Origin of the sequence: Thermus aquaticus, from assembly GCF_001280255.1 — a bacterium.
Taxonomy (GTDB): Bacteria; Deinococcota; Deinococci; order Deinococcales; family Thermaceae; genus Thermus; species Thermus aquaticus.
This window is the reverse complement of sequence record NZ_LHCI01000106.1, coordinates 490747-504539: the sequence shown is the minus strand read 5'-3', so window position 1 is coordinate 504539 and position 13793 is coordinate 490747. Positions and strand designations below refer to the sequence as shown.

16 protein-coding genes, 1 tRNA gene and 1 pseudogene are annotated in these 13793 nt (G+C 68.6%); 5 read left to right on the top strand and 13 right to left on the bottom strand.

Annotation, left to right across the window (positions count from 1 at the left end; translation table 11 throughout):
• Position 1: 1 nt before the first annotated feature.
• Both BVI061214_RS03690 and BVI061214_RS03685 read right to left on the bottom strand, forming a co-directional pair.
• Positions 2–661, bottom strand: coding sequence for an FAD-binding oxidoreductase (locus BVI061214_RS03690; protein WP_053767341.1), 660 nt, complete (start codon positions 659–661; stop codon positions 2–4).
• Positions 662–1115: 454 nt separating this feature from the next.
• Positions 1116–2165: an MFS transporter gene (locus tag BVI061214_RS03685; RefSeq protein WP_053767340.1), complete on the bottom strand. Its 1050-nt coding sequence runs from the start codon at positions 2163–2165 to the stop codon at positions 1116–1118.
• A 17-nt stretch (positions 2166–2182) separates the two neighbouring features.
• Between BVI061214_RS03685 and BVI061214_RS03680 the strand changes: the two genes are divergently transcribed.
• Genes BVI061214_RS03680 through BVI061214_RS03670 form a run of 3 tightly spaced genes read left to right on the top strand, consistent with a single transcriptional unit; the run spans position 2183 to position 5698 of the window.
• The gene (locus tag BVI061214_RS03680; RefSeq protein WP_053767339.1) at positions 2183–4303 is read left to right on the top strand and encodes a primosomal protein N' family DNA-binding protein; all 2121 of its coding nucleotides are present in this window, start codon (positions 2183–2185) and stop codon (positions 4301–4303) included.
• Positions 4304–4305: 2 nt separating this feature from the next.
• A complete protein-coding gene (alr, locus tag BVI061214_RS03675; RefSeq protein ID WP_053767338.1) occupies positions 4306–5391 on the top strand; it encodes an alanine racemase in 1086 nt (361 codons plus the stop codon).
• Positions 5378–5698 (top strand): DUF3208 domain-containing protein, encoded by a 321-nt coding sequence (locus BVI061214_RS03670; protein ID WP_053767337.1) that lies wholly within the window; start codon positions 5378–5380, stop codon positions 5696–5698. Before alr ends, BVI061214_RS03670 begins: the two co-directional genes overlap by 14 nt.
• Here the strand turns inward: BVI061214_RS03670 and BVI061214_RS03665 are convergent.
• The 9 genes and pseudogenes from BVI061214_RS03665 to BVI061214_RS03625 form a co-directional block, all read right to left on the bottom strand.
• On the bottom strand, positions 5695–6393 hold the full coding sequence (locus BVI061214_RS03665) for a glucodextranase DOMON-like domain-containing protein (protein ID WP_053768574.1): 699 nt from the start codon (positions 6391–6393) through the stop codon (positions 5695–5697). The two genes, BVI061214_RS03670 and BVI061214_RS03665, sit on opposite strands and share 4 nt — an antisense overlap.
• A gap of 8 nt (positions 6394–6401) precedes the next feature.
• On the bottom strand, positions 6402–7625 hold the full coding sequence (locus BVI061214_RS03660; RefSeq protein WP_156303214.1) for a gluconeogenesis factor YvcK family protein: 1224 nt from the start codon (positions 7623–7625) through the stop codon (positions 6402–6404).
• Positions 7609–8427 carry an RNase adapter RapZ gene (gene rapZ / locus BVI061214_RS03655; protein WP_053767336.1) on the bottom strand — a complete coding sequence of 273 codons (819 nt, stop codon included), beginning with the start codon at positions 8425–8427 and terminating at the stop codon, positions 7609–7611. The genes BVI061214_RS03660 and rapZ overlap by 17 nt, the downstream gene beginning before the upstream one ends.
• 8 nt (positions 8428–8435) lie before the next feature.
• Positions 8436–9209, bottom strand: coding sequence for a CPBP family intramembrane glutamic endopeptidase (locus BVI061214_RS03650; RefSeq protein WP_053767335.1), 774 nt, complete (start codon positions 9207–9209; stop codon positions 8436–8438).
• Positions 9206–9730, bottom strand: a complete 525-nt coding sequence (locus BVI061214_RS03645; RefSeq protein WP_053767334.1) for a hypothetical protein — start codon at positions 9728–9730, stop codon at positions 9206–9208. Before BVI061214_RS03645 ends, BVI061214_RS03650 begins: the two co-directional genes overlap by 4 nt.
• Entirely contained in the window at positions 9690–9890 is a 201-nt protein-coding gene (locus tag BVI061214_RS03640) for a type II toxin-antitoxin system antitoxin (protein ID WP_053767333.1), read from the bottom strand. Before BVI061214_RS03640 ends, BVI061214_RS03645 begins: the two co-directional genes overlap by 41 nt.
• A gap of 8 nt (positions 9891–9898) precedes the next feature.
• A pseudogene (locus BVI061214_RS03635) lies at positions 9899–10552 on the bottom strand (SPFH domain-containing protein); the annotation flags it as partial.
• A 7-nt stretch (positions 10553–10559) separates the two neighbouring features.
• Positions 10560–11738, bottom strand: coding sequence for an ABC transporter permease (locus BVI061214_RS03630; protein WP_053767332.1), 1179 nt, complete (start codon positions 11736–11738; stop codon positions 10560–10562).
• On the bottom strand, positions 11735–12454 hold the full coding sequence (locus BVI061214_RS03625) for an ATP-binding cassette domain-containing protein (RefSeq protein WP_053767331.1): 720 nt from the start codon (positions 12452–12454) through the stop codon (positions 11735–11737). The genes BVI061214_RS03630 and BVI061214_RS03625 overlap by 4 nt, the downstream gene beginning before the upstream one ends.
• Before the next feature lie 71 nt (positions 12455–12525).
• Between BVI061214_RS03625 and BVI061214_RS03620 the strand changes: the two genes are divergently transcribed.
• Positions 12526–12801, top strand: a complete 276-nt coding sequence (locus BVI061214_RS03620; RefSeq protein ID WP_211256792.1) for a hypothetical protein — start codon at positions 12526–12528, stop codon at positions 12799–12801.
• On the opposite strand, the gene BVI061214_RS03615 is transcribed toward BVI061214_RS03620, so the two are convergent.
• Positions 12798–13361: a cob(I)yrinic acid a,c-diamide adenosyltransferase gene (locus tag BVI061214_RS03615; protein ID WP_003046284.1), complete on the bottom strand. Its 564-nt coding sequence runs from the start codon at positions 13359–13361 to the stop codon at positions 12798–12800. The genes BVI061214_RS03620 and BVI061214_RS03615 overlap by 4 nt on opposite strands.
• A gap of 54 nt (positions 13362–13415) precedes the next feature.
• A tRNA-Arg gene (locus tag BVI061214_RS03610) sits at positions 13416–13492 on the bottom strand.
• Between the two features lie 52 nt (positions 13493–13544).
• Between BVI061214_RS03610 and BVI061214_RS03605 the strand changes: the two genes are divergently transcribed.
• Positions 13545–13757, top strand: coding sequence for a hypothetical protein (locus BVI061214_RS03605; RefSeq protein WP_003046286.1), 213 nt, complete (start codon positions 13545–13547; stop codon positions 13755–13757).
• Positions 13758–13793: the final 36 nt, after the last annotated feature.

Here is a 13793-nt window from a genome sequence, read left to right as displayed (position 1 = left end):
CCTAAAGAGGATACCCCATTCCCCGCACCCAGCGGAGGAAGGCCTCGGGCGGCCTTGGGGCCTCCCCGCCGTCTTTCCAGGCGAAGCGGAGGTCCCTTAGGGGCCCTTCCCCCACCCCCATCCCCCGGGGGAAGAGGGGGCGGAGGTCCAAAGGCCCCACCTCCTCCCCCAAGAAGGCCTCCTGGAAGCGGGCCACCTCCTTCTCGTGGCCAAAGTGAAAGGCGTAGAGGGCATCTTCCAGGGCGAAGAGAAAGCGGGGCCTAGGGGAAAGCTCGGGGAAGGCCCCTTCCCAGGGCCTTTTCAGGAAGGCGAAGGCCCGCCCCGGCCTGAGGCGGAAGACTACCTCCAAAGCCTCCCCTAAAAGCCCAAAGCTCCCCACGAAGGGGCGCACCAGGTCGTACCCCTGGACGTTCTTGACCACAAGGCCCCCGGCCCGCACCACCTCCCCCTTGGGGGTGCGGAAGGTGAGGCCCAGGACCTCGGCGGGGAAGAAGAAGGTCTGGGCGAAGCCCCCCCGGGCCACAAGCCCCCCCACGCCCCCGGGAAGCTCCACCGGGGGAAAAGGGGGAAAGAGGCCCGTTCCCTCGAGGGCCTCGTAGACCTCCAATAGCCCCACCTCCCCCGGGGCCACCAGGTACTGATCGGCGGCGTGGACCTCCATGGGGCCATGGTACGCCCTGCCTAGGCCACTCGGAAACGGGGTATGCCCGACTCTTGAGCGAGAGGGGGCCTTGGGGCGGGGTTGTAGTGCTATAATGCCCTTGTCCCGGATAACCGGGAGAGGAGCTTGAAAGCCAGTTTTCCTGTTCGGGACGGCGATACTCGCTTATGCATCTCCTTTCGCCTTTCCTCCGCAGACTTTCCACCGGCCTAAACCCCCCAAAACCCTCGTTTTCTACCTACGCATATTCCAAGTTTCATCTTTCTCCCAAAACCCTCCTCCACGAGCCCCGTCCAGTACAGGAAAAAGGTAGGGGTAGGGTTGCAGAAGGTCTAGCCCCGTAAGGGGATTGCGACCCGTTCAGGACGATGTAATCAAACGGGCGAGTCAATGGATTCGTTGCAGAAGGTTTAGCCCCGTAAGGGGATTTGCCGGGCGTGGTGTGGAGGGGCGTCTACCTTACCGGAGCCAGGGCCAGGGCCAGGAGGGCCAGGGCCACGCCCAGGCCCACGGCCAGGGGAAAGCTGTGGAGGAAGAGGGGGTAAAGAAGGCCCGCCAGGGTGCCCCCCAGGTAGAAGGCCGCCACATAGGCCCCGCTCCCCCCGGGCCCCCGCCTCCCCGCCGCCCCCGAGGCCAGGCTCTGGGCGGTGAAGAGGGCCGCCATCATGAGGACGAAGCCCAGGGCCAGGCCGGGCGGGGGCAGGAGGAGCAGGGCCATGCCCAGGATGACCCCCAAGAAGGCCAGGCGGAAGGTGGCCACGGGGCCAAACCTCCGGGAGAGGAAGCCGGAGAAGGCGCTTCCCGGGATGCCGAAGAGGTAGGCCAGGTAAAGGAGGCCCACCTGGCCCGGCCCAAAGCCCATCTCCAGGAGGCGGTAGGGGAGGAGGTTGGCCAAAAAGAGGTTCAGGAAGAGGAGGATGCCCCCCACCAAATAGAGGGGCCAGGCCCTGAGGTCGTACCGGGGCGGGCCCAGGACGAGGAGGCTCTTTGGGGCGCGGAGGAGGAGAAGGCCCAGGATCAAGGCGGGCAGGGAGAGGAAAAGGAGGGCCTTTCGCACCCCAAACGCCTCGGCGAGGAGGCCCGACAGGACCCGGCCCAACCCCCCGCCCAGCACGTTCCCTGCCATGTACACCCCCGCCATCTCCAGGGCCTTTTGGGGGAAAAGGCGGGGCACCAGGGCGATGGCCAGGGCGGGGACCATGGCCGCCCCCACCCCCTGGAGAAGGCGGGAAAGGATCCAAAGGAAAAGGCTTGGGCTGAGGGCCCCCAGAAGCCCCCCAAGCCCCACCAAAAGGAGCCCCCCGCCCAGAACCCTCTCCGCCGGCCAGGGGAGCCTGGGTACCAGGGGCGAGAGGAGGACCAGGAGGAGGAGGGGGAGGCCCACGCCCGGCCCCGCCGCCCCCGGGGGCGCACCGAAGAGCCTTTCCAGGAGGGGAAGGAGGGGAACGACGGCGTAGAGGGCGCTGTAGAGGGCCACCCCGGAGAGGAGCACGGCCAGGCCCACCCCCTTATCCTAGGCGTATGCGGGCCCTAAAGGTGGCCCTCCTCCTGCCCCTTCCCCCCATGAGCTACCTGCCCCCCCTGGGGCAGGAGGGGGAGGCTCCCTTGGGCCTTCGGGTGGCCGTGCCCTGGCGGGGGGAGGTGCGGGTGGGGGTGGTGGTGGGGGAGGAGGAGGTGAGGCCGGGGCCCGGCCTGCGCCACGCCATCGCCTATCTGGACCAGACCCCCTACCTGCGCCCGGAGGAGATCCGCTTTGCCGAGGAGGCCGCCCGCTACCTCTTCGCCCCCCTGGGCCAGGTGCTGGCCGACTTCCTGCCCCCCTTCCCCGAGCTCAAGCACCGGGTCCGCCTCTACCCCGGCGCCGACCCCAAGGTCCTGCCCCCGGGCCTCGAGGGCCTTTCGGACTGGCAGGAGGCCAAAGGCTTTGACCCCAAGCTTTTAGACCTCCTGCGGGAGGCCGGGGTCCTGGAGGAGGAGGTGGCCTTCAAGGAGGGGAAGAGGGTGCTTCTGCCCCTCAAGGAGGACCACCCCGACCCCGAGCTCTCCCGCGCCCTTAGGCGCCTCAGGGAGATGGGCCACGCCGAGAGCCTCGCCGCCTGGGCCCGGGCCACGGGGCTTGGGGTGCGGCGGCTCAAGCGCCTTCTGGAGGAGGGCTATGTGGGCTACGGCCCCCCGCCGGAGGCCAGGGGGGAGGAGGGCGGGGTGGAGCCCCTCTTCCTGCCGGAGAGGCCCGAGCGCCTGAACGGGGGGCGGTTTTCCGAGAGGCTAAGGCTTTTAAAGGGGCTTCTGGCCCGGGGGAGCCACCTGGTCCTCTTTCCCGAGGTGAGCCTCCTTCTGCGCTTTCTGGCCTTCTTCCCCGAGGCCAGGGCCTACCACGGGGGGCTTTCCTTATGGGAAAGGGAGGCCCTTTTTAAAGACCCCGGGGGCGTGGTGTTCGCCACCTACGGGGGGCTTTTCCTCCCCTTCACCCCGGACTCCTTGGTGGTGGTGGAGGAGGGGAGCGAGAGCTACAAGCTCGCCTCCGGCACCCGGGCCTTCGTTCCGCCGCTGGCGGAGCTCCGGGCCAGGCTTTTAGGCGTTCCCCTCACCTACCTCTCCCTGGTCCCGGCGGTGGAGGTCCTGGACAGGCCCGGCCTCACCTTTCCCGTCCCCAAGCCCAGGGTCATGCTCCTGGACCTGAAGCGGGAGAAGGGCTACCCCTTCACCGGCCGGGCCCTGGCCCTTTTAAAGCAGGTGGAGGAAAAGGGCAGGCAGGCCGTGGTCCTGGCCGCCCGCAAGGGGTATAGCGCCCTCCTCCTCTGCGGCGACTGCGGCTACAAGCCCACCTGCCCCAACTGCGCCCTCTCCTTGCGCTACCACCGGGAGGGCCGGGACAGGCTCCTCTGCCACCAGTGCGGCCACCAGGAGCCCCCGCCCCTCCTCTGCCCGGAGTGCGGCTCCCCCCTTTTAGAGCCCAAGGGGCCCGGGCTGGAGTGGCTCACTCAGGAGCTCAGGCGGCACCTGGCCCTGCCCGTTCTGCGCTACGCCAAGGAGGGCAAGGACGACCTGAAGCCCCTCCTGGAGGGAAAGCCCGGGGTGGTGGTGGGGACCACGGCCCTTTTGCGGGGCCCGAGCCTCCCCGAGCTGGCCCTCGTCCTCCTGCCCTACGCCGACGGCTTCCTCTACGATTCCGACTTCCGGGCGGCGGAGCGGTACCACCGCCTCCTCTGGGCCCTGACCGAGCTCAGGCCCGGGCGGAGGCCCCTGATCCTCCTCCAGACCTACACACCCGACCACCCCGCCCACGAGGGGCTTCTGGAGGGGAGCGTGGAGGCCTTCCCCTGGGCGGAGAAGGCCCTGAGGGAGGCCCTCCACTACCCCCCCAAGGTGCGCATGGTGAAGCTGGAGGTGAGCCACCGCCAGGAGGCGCGGGCCCTGGAGGCCGCCTTCGCCCTAAAGGAGGCCCTGAAGGGGGTGGCCCGGGAGGAGGAGGTCCTGGGCCCCGCCCCCGCCCCCGTCCCCAGGGTCAAGGGGGTTTACGTCTACCACCTCCTCCTGAGGGGGAGCACGGAGCGCCTGCAGGAGATGCTTGCCCGCCTGGACCGGCGGCGGTTTAAGCTGGACCCCGACCCCCACCGCTTCGTGGGGCTTTTGGAGGACTGAGCGTGGAGGGCTGGCGGGCCTGGATAGAGGTGGACCTGGATGCTCTTTGGGCCAACTACCTCCTCCTCAAGGCCAGGGCCCAGGGGGAGGTGATCCCTGTCCTCAAGGCGGACGCCTACGGCCACGGGGCCCTGTCCATCGCCCGCTTCCTAGAGGAAAGGGGGGTGGGGCGGTTCGCCGTGGCCACCATCGCCGAGGGGCGGGCCCTCCGGGAAGGGGGGGTGTGGGGGGAGGTGCTCCTTCTGGGGAGCCTCCACCCCCTCGAGGCCGAGGCCGCCCTAAGGTGGGGCCTCACGCCCACCCTCTCCACCCTGGAGGCCGCCCGGGCCCTGGCTGAGAGGGCCCGGGCCCTGGGCCTCACCCCCAGGGCCCACCTCAAGGTGGACACGGGGATGAACCGGGTGGGCTTCCCCTGGGAAGAGGCCTTGGCCGCCCTGAGGGCCGTGGAGGCCCTGGGGGTGCGGGTGGAGGGGGTGTACAGCCACCTGGCCACGGCGGGGGAGGACGAGGCCTTCGTGGAGGTGCAACGGGGGCGGTTTCAGAGGGTGCGGGAGGCCCTGGGGCCGGGGTATTTCTACCACCTGGAAAACTCCTATGGCCTCCTCCTCCACGGGGGGGAAAACGCACGGGTGGGCCTCGCCCTCTACGGCCTGGTGCCGGGGTTTGGCCTGAGGCCCGTCCTCCGGCTTCTCGCTCGCCCCACCCTGGTCAAGCGCCTGAAGGCGGGGGACCGCGTGGGGTACGGGGGGGCGTTCGTGGCCCAAGGGGGGGAGTGGCTGGCCACCCTGCCCGTGGGCTACGCCGACGGGCTTCCCCGGGGGGCGGTGGCCTTCGTGAGGGGGCCTGGGGGCGAACCCTTTAGGGTGGCGGGGCGGATCTCCATGGACCAGACCACGGTCCTCCTCCCCGGTCCCGTAGACCTTTGGGCGGTCTTTGAAGTGCTCTCCCCGGACTTCGGCCCCACGGGCCTCCTGGCCTGGGCCGAGGCCCGGGGCACCATCCCCTACGAGGTGGCCGTCCACCTCTCCCGCCGCCTGCCCCGGGTCTACCTCCTGGAGGGGGTAGAGTGGGCCCGTGCAGGCGGTTAGGCTTTTTCAGGGTTATCTCTGGCACCCCAAGGAGGCTTCCTTGGACCCCAGGGCCCTCCTCCCTGGGGAGGTTCTGGGGGCGCGGCTCCTCATAGACCCCGTGCCCCCGCCCACCCCCTTCTTTGAGGACGGCACCCCCACGGCCACCCAGGCCTTTTACCAGGTCACCCTGCTCCTCCTCACCGAGGAGGCCCCGGAGGCCCTGAAGCCCCTGGCCGAAAGGGTGGCGGAGGCCCTTAGGGAGCACCTGGAGGGCCTCCCCCCCGGGGTGGGCTGGCTCCTCCTGGAGGACCTGAGGCCCCTCTAACGTTTCCGCAGGAGAAAGGCCAGGATGAGGGAGAGGCCCCCTAGGGCGAAGGCCAGGAGGCTTTCCCGCCTCAGATAAAGCCCCTGGGGCCAGAGGGGCTTCAGAACCCCGGTCTCGTAGGCCCGGGCCTGGTCCAGGGGGGTTTCCGCCAGGAGGTCCACCAGGGGCGGGCTTCCCGGTGGGGCCATCAGGGTCCAGGGGCCGCCATCGGGGCTTGTGGGGCGCAGGTACCAGGGGGCGAAGGGGTCAAAGAGGCCCACCCCGCCGTAGACCCCATAGTGCCCGGGAGGAAGGCCGGTGTCCAGGAGGACCCAGTCCCCCTCCCGCCAGGCCCGGACGGGCGCCTTTTCGCTTTTGGGGGTCCGCCTTTCCGCCCCGAAGCCCGTGAGGACGTAGGCCACCTCCCAGCCCTGTCCCTTAGGGGTGGAGAGGCCCGGCACCAGGGTCTCCTCCCCGCCCTCCGCCGTGTCCAGGAAGAGGACCACCGTGGCCAGGCTGAAGCCCAAGGGGCCCTCGAGGGGGTTGGGGTAGCGGGCCAGGCGCACCTTGAGGACGAGGCGCCCCTCCCTCGCCTCCCCCGCCACCGCCAGGAGGTCGGCGAAGCCCTCCCCCGCCTCCTGGTATAGGGCGGCCCGAGGGTACTGGTAGGCCAGGCCGTGGTCGTCCCCTAAGGGGTCTTGGAAGAGGAAAAGCACGCCCACGGTTATACCAGGTTCAGGAGGGCCTCCACCACCTTCCTGGGGTCGTGCTGGGCCAGGGGGCCCTCCTCCCGGAAGTCCCCTTCCACCACCCGCACCCCGTCCACGGCGAAGGGGCGGGGGTCGTAGGCCACGGGGAAGCGGCCCTCCGCCCGGTAGCGGGCCAGGACCTCCTCGGGGACGGGGGCGGTGTGCACCAGGACCACCTGGGGCCTTCGGCCCAGGTGCTGGGCGACGGCCTTGTAGTGGTCGTAGGCGGTGTAGCCGTCGGTCTCCCCGGGCTCGGTCATGAGGTTCACCACGTAGACCAGAGGGGCCCTGGCCTTCCTCAGGGCCTCCTTGAGGGGCCCGGGGAGGAAGCTTGGGATCACGCTGGTGTAAAGGCTTCCCGGCCCCAGGACCAGAAGGTCCGCCTTCCTTATGGCCTCGAGGGCCTCCGGCATGACCTCCCTGGGCTCCGGCACCAAAAAGACCTCCCGGATCCTGCCCCCCCTCTTCCTGATGGCCACCTCTCCCTCCACCTCCTCCCCGTCCTGGAAGCGGGCCTTGAGGCGCACGGCCTCGGGGGTGGCGGGGAGGACCTGGCCCCTCAGGTTCAGGATGGCGTTGGCCTCGAGGATGGCCTCGGCGAAGTCCCCCGCCACCTGGTAGAGGGTCACCAGGAAGAGGTTGCCGAAGGTGTGCCCCCGCATCTCCCCCCGGTCAAAGCGGTGGGCCAGGAGCTGGGCCAGGGCGGGGTGGTCGGAGAGGGCGGCCAGGCAGTCCACCAGGTCCCCCACCGCCGGCAGGCCGAAGGTGAGCCTAAGGCGGCCCGTGGAGCCCCCGTCGTCGGTGACGGCCACGATGGCCGTGGTGTTGGCGGTGTGCTCCTTGAGTCCCCTAAGAATCCGGGAAAGCCCCGTGCCCCCGCCGAAGGCCACCACCTTGGGGCCCCGTTCCAGCCTTCGCCGCACATAGACCCTCTCCGGCACCTCCTCGGGCTCGGTGAGGGCGGAAAGTAGGCTCCGGTTCATGGCCCTGATCCCGCCCACGAGGAGGAGGAGGCCCAAAAGGCCCAAGGCCAGGGCCCAGGGCCATAGGGGCAGGGCGGGCAGGAGGGGGGCGAGGCCTAGAGCCAGGAGGAGGACCCCGAGGGCCGCCACCAGGGCGTAGCGCTTGACCCGCATCCCCGGGTAGAGCCAGCGCAGGGCGGGGAAGCGGCGGAAGAGGCCCTCACTCCTTTTCCACATCCCGGTGGCTCACCTCCACCCGGAACCTGCCGGAAAGGTCCTCGGCCAGCCTCTCGGCCACGGCCACGCTGCGGTGCCGCCCCCCCGTGCACCCCACGGCCACGGTGTAAAAGGCCCGCCCCTCCTTCCTGGCCCCCTCCGCCGAGAGCCCCGCCACCGCGAGAAGGGCCCGGTAAAAGGGTTCCTCCTCCTCCCGGAAGACGTAGGCCCTGACCTCGGGGTCCAGGCCGGTCTTGGGCTTGAGGAGGGGGTCGTAGTGGGGGTTGGGGAGGGGGCGCACGTCTAGCACCAGGTCGGCCTCCTGGGGCGGCCCCCACTTGAAGCCGAAGGAGAGAAGGCGCAGGATGAAGCCTGCCTCCTCGCCCAGAAAGCGGGCCAGGGCCTCCTTTAGGGCCCTTGGGGAAAGGTCCGAGGTGTCCAGGACCAGGTGGGCCTTTTCCCGGAGGGCGGAGAGGATCTCCCTTTCCTGGCCGATCTCCCGCATGAGGTTTCCCGCCCCCAGGGGGTGGAGGCGGCGGGTCAGGTTGTAGCGGCGGAGGAGGACCTCGGGGCGGGCCTCCAGGGAGACCACGGTGGGCCTGAGCTCCCTTAAGGCCTCCTCGAGGTCGGGGAAGAAGGCCAGGGCCCGGGCATCCAGCACCACACCCGCCCGCTCCACGCCCCGGTTCTTAAGCTCCTCCAGAAGGGGCTTCCAGAGGCGGGGCGGGAGGTTGTCCACCATGAAGTAGCCCAGGTCCTCTAAAAACCCCTTGGCCGTGGTCTTGCCCGCCCCGGAGAGGCCGCTTAGGACCAGAAACCGCATCCACCTGACTATACCCGCCTCCTGAGCCAGAGGTTAAAGAGGGCCAGGAGGAAGAGGCCAGGAAGCCCCACCCCCACGAGGAGGTCGTTGGTGCGCTCCACTAGAACCAGGGAAAGCCCGGCCACCCCGTTCAGGGTGCCGTGGAGGAGGGCGGCAGGAAAGACCGAACCCCCCTTTTCCCGCACGTAGAGGAGGACCGGGGTCAGGAGGAGGGTGAAGAGGATCATCATGGGCACGCCCAGGAGGCGCTCGTCCGGGTAGTTATGGCCGAAAAGGAGGATCATGGGGGCGTGCCAGAGGCCCCAGTGGAAGCCGATCTCCAGGGTGGCGGGCCAAAAGCCCCGCTCCCTAACCCTTTCCCAAAGGTACCCCCGCCACATGAGCTCTTCCCCCAAGGCGACCAAGAGGTTCGCCGTGGCCCCGGCGAAAAGCCCCTGGAGGAGGACAAGGGCGAGGAGCAGGGGTTCGGGGAGGGGCGGTGGGCCCTCGGGAAAGGTCCAGGCCAGGCCCCTGTAGGCCCCGAAGGGGAGGCTGAGGGGGACGGAGAGGAGGGTGAGGGGAACGGGGAAGAGCCAGGCCAAAAGCCAGTAGCGGTTGGGCCGGAAGGCCAGGGGAAGCCTTATCCCCTCTCTCCGGGCGAAAAGGAGGGCCACCAGGCCCGGCACCCACATGTAGAGAACCCCCAGGGCCAGGATGGCTGGGGATTCCGGCCTAACCCCCAAGGCGTAGGCCAGGAGGGCCAGGCCCCAGGAGAGGCCGTAGGTCCAGTAAAGGGCCTTCATACCGCCTCCTTCCAGGAGATGAGGGGCTTGGGGTCATCGGGATTCAGGAGGAGGCCCGTGTCGTCCTTGAGGACCAGGAGAACCCCTTCTCCCCGCCTCGCCCCCACCAGGGCTTCCACGGGAAGCCCCTGGGGGAAAGCGGGGGTTCTGAAGCGGAAGCGCATCCGGTAGTAGCCGGGCATCTCGGCTTTGGGTCCGAGGGCGAGGAGGGGTAGGGCGTAGGCCGTGGGGACCACGGCCGCCACCTCCGAGCGGTGCACCCTCCTCTGGCCCCAAGCGTGGTGTATTGCCAGGAAAGGGCCCTCCAGAACGTAGAAGAGCTTTTCGGGAAGGCCCGCAAGCCAAACGAAGAGGGCTCCCATGACCAGGGCATCCACGGCCACCAGGGCGAGGAGGAAGGTTCTTTCCGAGGCCTCCGCTGTGGCCGCGAGGAAGCCCAGGGCCACGAGGGAGGCCAGGTAGAGGGCTAGAAGGAGCGCTTTAGGGTTCCCGTCCCTCTTGGGCTCCAGCCTCGTCCTCATCCTTCCACCGCCCCGCCCTTTTGGCCGCTTCCTTGAGGAGGTATTCTATCTGGGCGTTCACGCTCCGGAGCTCGTCGTGGGCCCACTTCTCCAGCACCCGGTAAAGCCTCGGGTCCAGCCTCAGGAGAAAGGCCTTTTTTCCCTCGGGCTTTCCCTTCACCCGCCTCCTTAGGTGTACAGCGTGCCCACGTTGACCACGGGCTGGGCTTGGGCCTCGGAGACCAGGGCCACCATGAGGTTGTTGACCATGGCCGCCTTCCTTTCCTCGTCCAGGGGAAGCCCCGCCGCCTCGGGGCCCGCCAGGGCCTCCCGCACCATACCCACGGCGGCCTCCACGAAGAGCCGGCGGGCGGCCACCACCGCCAGGGCCTGCTGCCGGCGGAGCATGGCCCGGGCCACCTCGGGGGCGTAGGCCAGGTGGGTGAGGCGGGCCTCGAGGACCTCCACCCCCGCCACCTTCAGCCTCTCCTCCACCTCGGCCTTCAGCTCCTCGGCGATCTCCTCGGGGTTGCCCCGCAGGGACTTGCCCTCGGCGTCATAGGGGTAGCGGCTCGCCAGGGCCCGGATGGCCGCCTCCGACTGGATGGCCACGAAGGCCTGGTAGTTCTCCACCTGGAAGAGGGCCTTGGCCGTGTCCACCACCCGGAAGACCACCACCGCGGCGATCTCAATGGGGTTGCCGTGGGCGTCGTTTACTTTGAGCTTATCCGAGGTGAAGTTGTGGACCCTTAGGGAGATGCGCTTTCTCGCCGCCAGGGGGTTGGCGAAGTGGAAGCCCGGCTCCCGCACCGTGCCCACGTACCGCCCCAAAAACACCAGGACCGCCTCCTTAGTTCCTGAAGACCACGTCCTCCCGGGCGAAGACCCGCACCGCCAGGAGGAGGGCCAAAGCCCCGTAGACCAGGGTGGAGCCCCAGGTGAGGGCTACCTGGAGGCCCTCCGCCTGCCCCTTGAGGAGGGCGTCCATGAGGAGGGCGGTGTTGAAGAGGGGGATCAGGTGATGCCAGGGTTGAAGCTCAAAAAAGCCCCGAAACTGGAGGAAAAGCAAAGGGAAAAGGGCGAGGAGCAGGAGGGGGGCCATGTAGCTTTGCGCCTCCTTGAAGCTCCGGGCGTAGAGCCCCAGGGCCACCATGACCGCCCCCATGAAGAGGGCCAGGAGAAAGGCGGTGAGGAAGAGGGCCAGGAAGCTTCCCCCGTCCATCTGGATCTGCCCTCCCAGGGAGAGGACCTGACCCCCTTTGCCGAGGAGCTCCCCGCCCAGGCGGGCGCTCAGAACCCCTCCCAGGGCCAAGCCCAATAGCCCCGCCACCCCGGAAAGGAGGGCCATGGTCACCGTGGCCAGAGTCTTGCCCAGGGCCAGGTGGAGGAGGGGAACGGGGGCGGCGAGGAGGGCCTCGAGGGTCCCCTTCTCCTTCTCCCCCGCGGTGGCGTCCACCGCCACCACCTGCCCCCCGGAGAGGATGAAGCTCACCAGGAAGAAGGGGAGGAGGAAGCCCAATAGCCCCCCCGCCTTTTCCCGAGGGGGCGAGGCGTCCACGGTCTCCACCTGAAAGGGATGGAGGAGGTCCAGGGAAATCCCCTTCGCCGCCAGGGCCTCGGCCACCTTCCTCTCTTTGAGGCCCTGGAGGGCGGCCTGCGCCTTGCCCACCGCCACCTGGCTTTCCGAAACCCCTCCCGCCAGGCGGCCGAAGACCCGGTAGCGGCCCCCCTCGTAGACCACGCCCACGGGGTACTTTCCTTCCCGCACCGCCTTTTCCGGGTCTTCTACGGGCTTTGGCGCCAGGTTGGCCTTAAGGAGGGCTTCCAGGGCCTCCTCGGGAAGCCCGGCCACGGCCACCTCCTGGACCTTGGCCGAGGTCCCTTCCAGGAGGCGGGAGAGGAAGAGGTGGGGGCCGAACATGAAGACCGGCATGAGGAGTACGGGGAGAACTAGGGTGGAGAAGACGAGCTTCCGGTCCCGGAAGACCTGGACCAACTCCTTCCACGCGATACGCCAGACGGGTTTCATGCCGCTTCCCTCACCTTTCGGATGAAGGCTTTTTCCAGGCTTCCTTCCCCCATGGCCAAAGCCTCTTCCATGCTTCCCTCGTAGACCAGGCGCCCCTGGTGCAAAAAGCCCACCCGGTCGGCCACCTCCTCGGCCTCGGGCATGACGTGGGTGGAGTAGAGGACGGTGTTCCCCAGGTCCCGGTAGGTCTTCACGAAGTCCAGGAGGGCCCGCCTGGCGAAGACATCCAGACCCGCGGTGGCCTCGTCCAGGAGGAGGACCGGGGGGCGGTGGAGGATGGCCCGGGCGATGACCACCTTCTGCCGCATGCCCGTGGACATCTCCAGGACCTTTTTCTCCAGGGTCTCCTCCATCTCCAAAAGGGCCACCACCCAGTCCAGGGCCTCCTTAAAGGCGCGGCCCTCGAGGCCGTAGAAGGAAGCGAAGAAGGCCAGGATCTCCCGCCCCGTGAGGCGGTCGTAGACCCGCATCCCTCCATTCACCAGGCCCAGGCGGCGGCGGACTTCCAAGGGCTCCTTCCCCACGTCAACCCCCGCCACCTCCGCCCTTCCCGCCGTGGGACGCACCAGGGTGGCGAGCATCCTCAGCGTGGTGGTCTTGCCCGCCCCGTTGGGGCCAAGGAGGGCGTAGACCTCTTCCCGCTCTACCTTCAGGGATAGCCCCTCCACGGCGGTCTTGGGGCCATAGCGCTTGGTGAGGCCTTGGGCCTGGATCACAAGCCCATTATAGCAGTGTGATATCACTTTGCAAGCCCCCCTGGGAGGGGGATAATGGAGGCGTGAAGGCCATGACCTTCTGGGTCAAGCCCAGAAGCTCCATAGAGGCCCTGCCCGAGGCCAAGGACCTGGTGCGGGACCTTCTGGAGCTCTTTTACGAGTACTTTCCCGAGTACGAGGGATGCCTGGGCTTCTCCCAGTCCCCCAGGCGGCCCCGGTACCTTTTCCTCTACATGGAAGGCCCCTGCGGGGGGCTTCTGCCCTCCGCCGCCCTATTCCTTAAAGATCTCCTAGAAAACGCCTTCCCCGGGGCCGAGGTCCGGGTCTACGGCAAGCCCTGGCCCTAGCGCCTTTTCTTGACCAGCCAGCCCTCCTCCCTGACCCCTTCCCGGGCGTTCACCACCCGGGCCAGGACGAAGAGGAGGTCGGAGAGGCGGTTTAAGTAGCGGATGGTCTCCGGGTTCACCGGCTCCTCCCGGCTCAGGGCCACCACCTTGCGTTCCGCCCGGCGCACCACGGTGCGGGCCAGGTGAAGGGCGGCGGCCGCCGGGTGCCCACCGGGCAGGATGAAGCCCCGGAAGGGGGGGCTTTCCTCCTGGTAGCGGTCTATGGCCCTCTCCAGGTTTTCCACGTCCTCGGCGTCCATGCGGGCAATGTTCTTTTCATAGGGGCTTCCCATGCGGGTCGCCAGGTCGGCCCCCAGGTCAAAGAGGGCGTTCTGGATGCGCTCCAGAAGGTCCTGAAGGTCCAGGTGCTCCTTGGGCAGAAGGCTTCGCGCCAGGCCGATGGCGCTGTTGGCCTCGTCCACCGTGCCGTAGGCCTCCACCCGGGGGTGGGCCTTCACCACCCGCTCGTCCCCGTAGAGCCCGGTCTCCCCCGCGTCTCCCGTTTTGGTGTAGATCTTCATGGCCCCATTGTAGGGCCCCAAAAAGGCGAACCCCCGGAAGGTTCCGGGGGACCTTGGCGGGCCCGAGAGGATTCGAACCCCTGACCTGCTGATCCGTAGTCAGCCGCTCTATCCAACTGAGCTACGGGCCCAAGCCAAGCTCAAACATACCACGCCCCAAGGGGACTTGTCAATAATGGAAGGGTGCGGGAACGGCGCCTGGAAGCCCTTTTGCTTCAGGCCCTGGCGCGGGAGCGTACCCTGGAGGAACTCCACGCCGCTCTCAGGCCCCTCCACCCAGGCCTCACCAAGGCCCGCCTCTTCGCCCTTCTGGTGCGGCTCAGGCGGGAAGGGCGGGTGGCCTTTGAGGGGGGGCGCTTCCGGCTAGCGGGGGAAAAGGTATCTCCGGACCCCTAGCCCATCTGATACCACCCCATGCTGGCCCAAGCCAGC

Excerpts from the sequence above, each read along its gene's own strand:
- BVI061214_RS03690 (WP_053767341.1), bottom strand. The coding sequence starts at position 661 with ATGGAGGTCCACGCCGCCGATCAGTACCTGGTGGCCCCGGGGGAGGTG.
- BVI061214_RS03680 (WP_053767339.1), top strand. The coding sequence starts at position 2,183 with ATGCGGGCCCTAAAGGTGGCCCTCCTCCTGCCCCTTCCCCCCATGAGC.
- BVI061214_RS03660 (WP_156303214.1), bottom strand. The coding sequence starts at position 7,625 with ATGTGGAAAAGGAGTGAGGGCCTCTTCCGCCGCTTCCCCGCCCTGCGC.
- rapZ (WP_053767336.1), bottom strand. The coding sequence starts at position 8,427 with ATGCGGTTTCTGGTCCTAAGCGGCCTCTCCGGGGCGGGCAAGACCACG.
- BVI061214_RS03650 (WP_053767335.1), bottom strand. The coding sequence starts at position 9,209 with ATGAAGGCCCTTTACTGGACCTACGGCCTCTCCTGGGGCCTGGCCCTC.
- BVI061214_RS03645 (WP_053767334.1), bottom strand. The coding sequence starts at position 9,730 with ATGAGGACGAGGCTGGAGCCCAAGAGGGACGGGAACCCTAAAGCGCTC.
- BVI061214_RS03630 (WP_053767332.1), bottom strand. The coding sequence starts at position 11,738 with ATGAAACCCGTCTGGCGTATCGCGTGGAAGGAGTTGGTCCAGGTCTTC.
- BVI061214_RS03620 (WP_211256792.1), top strand. The coding sequence starts at position 12,526 with ATGACCTTCTGGGTCAAGCCCAGAAGCTCCATAGAGGCCCTGCCCGAG.
- BVI061214_RS03615 (WP_003046284.1), bottom strand. The coding sequence starts at position 13,361 with ATGAAGATCTACACCAAAACGGGAGACGCGGGGGAGACCGGGCTCTAC.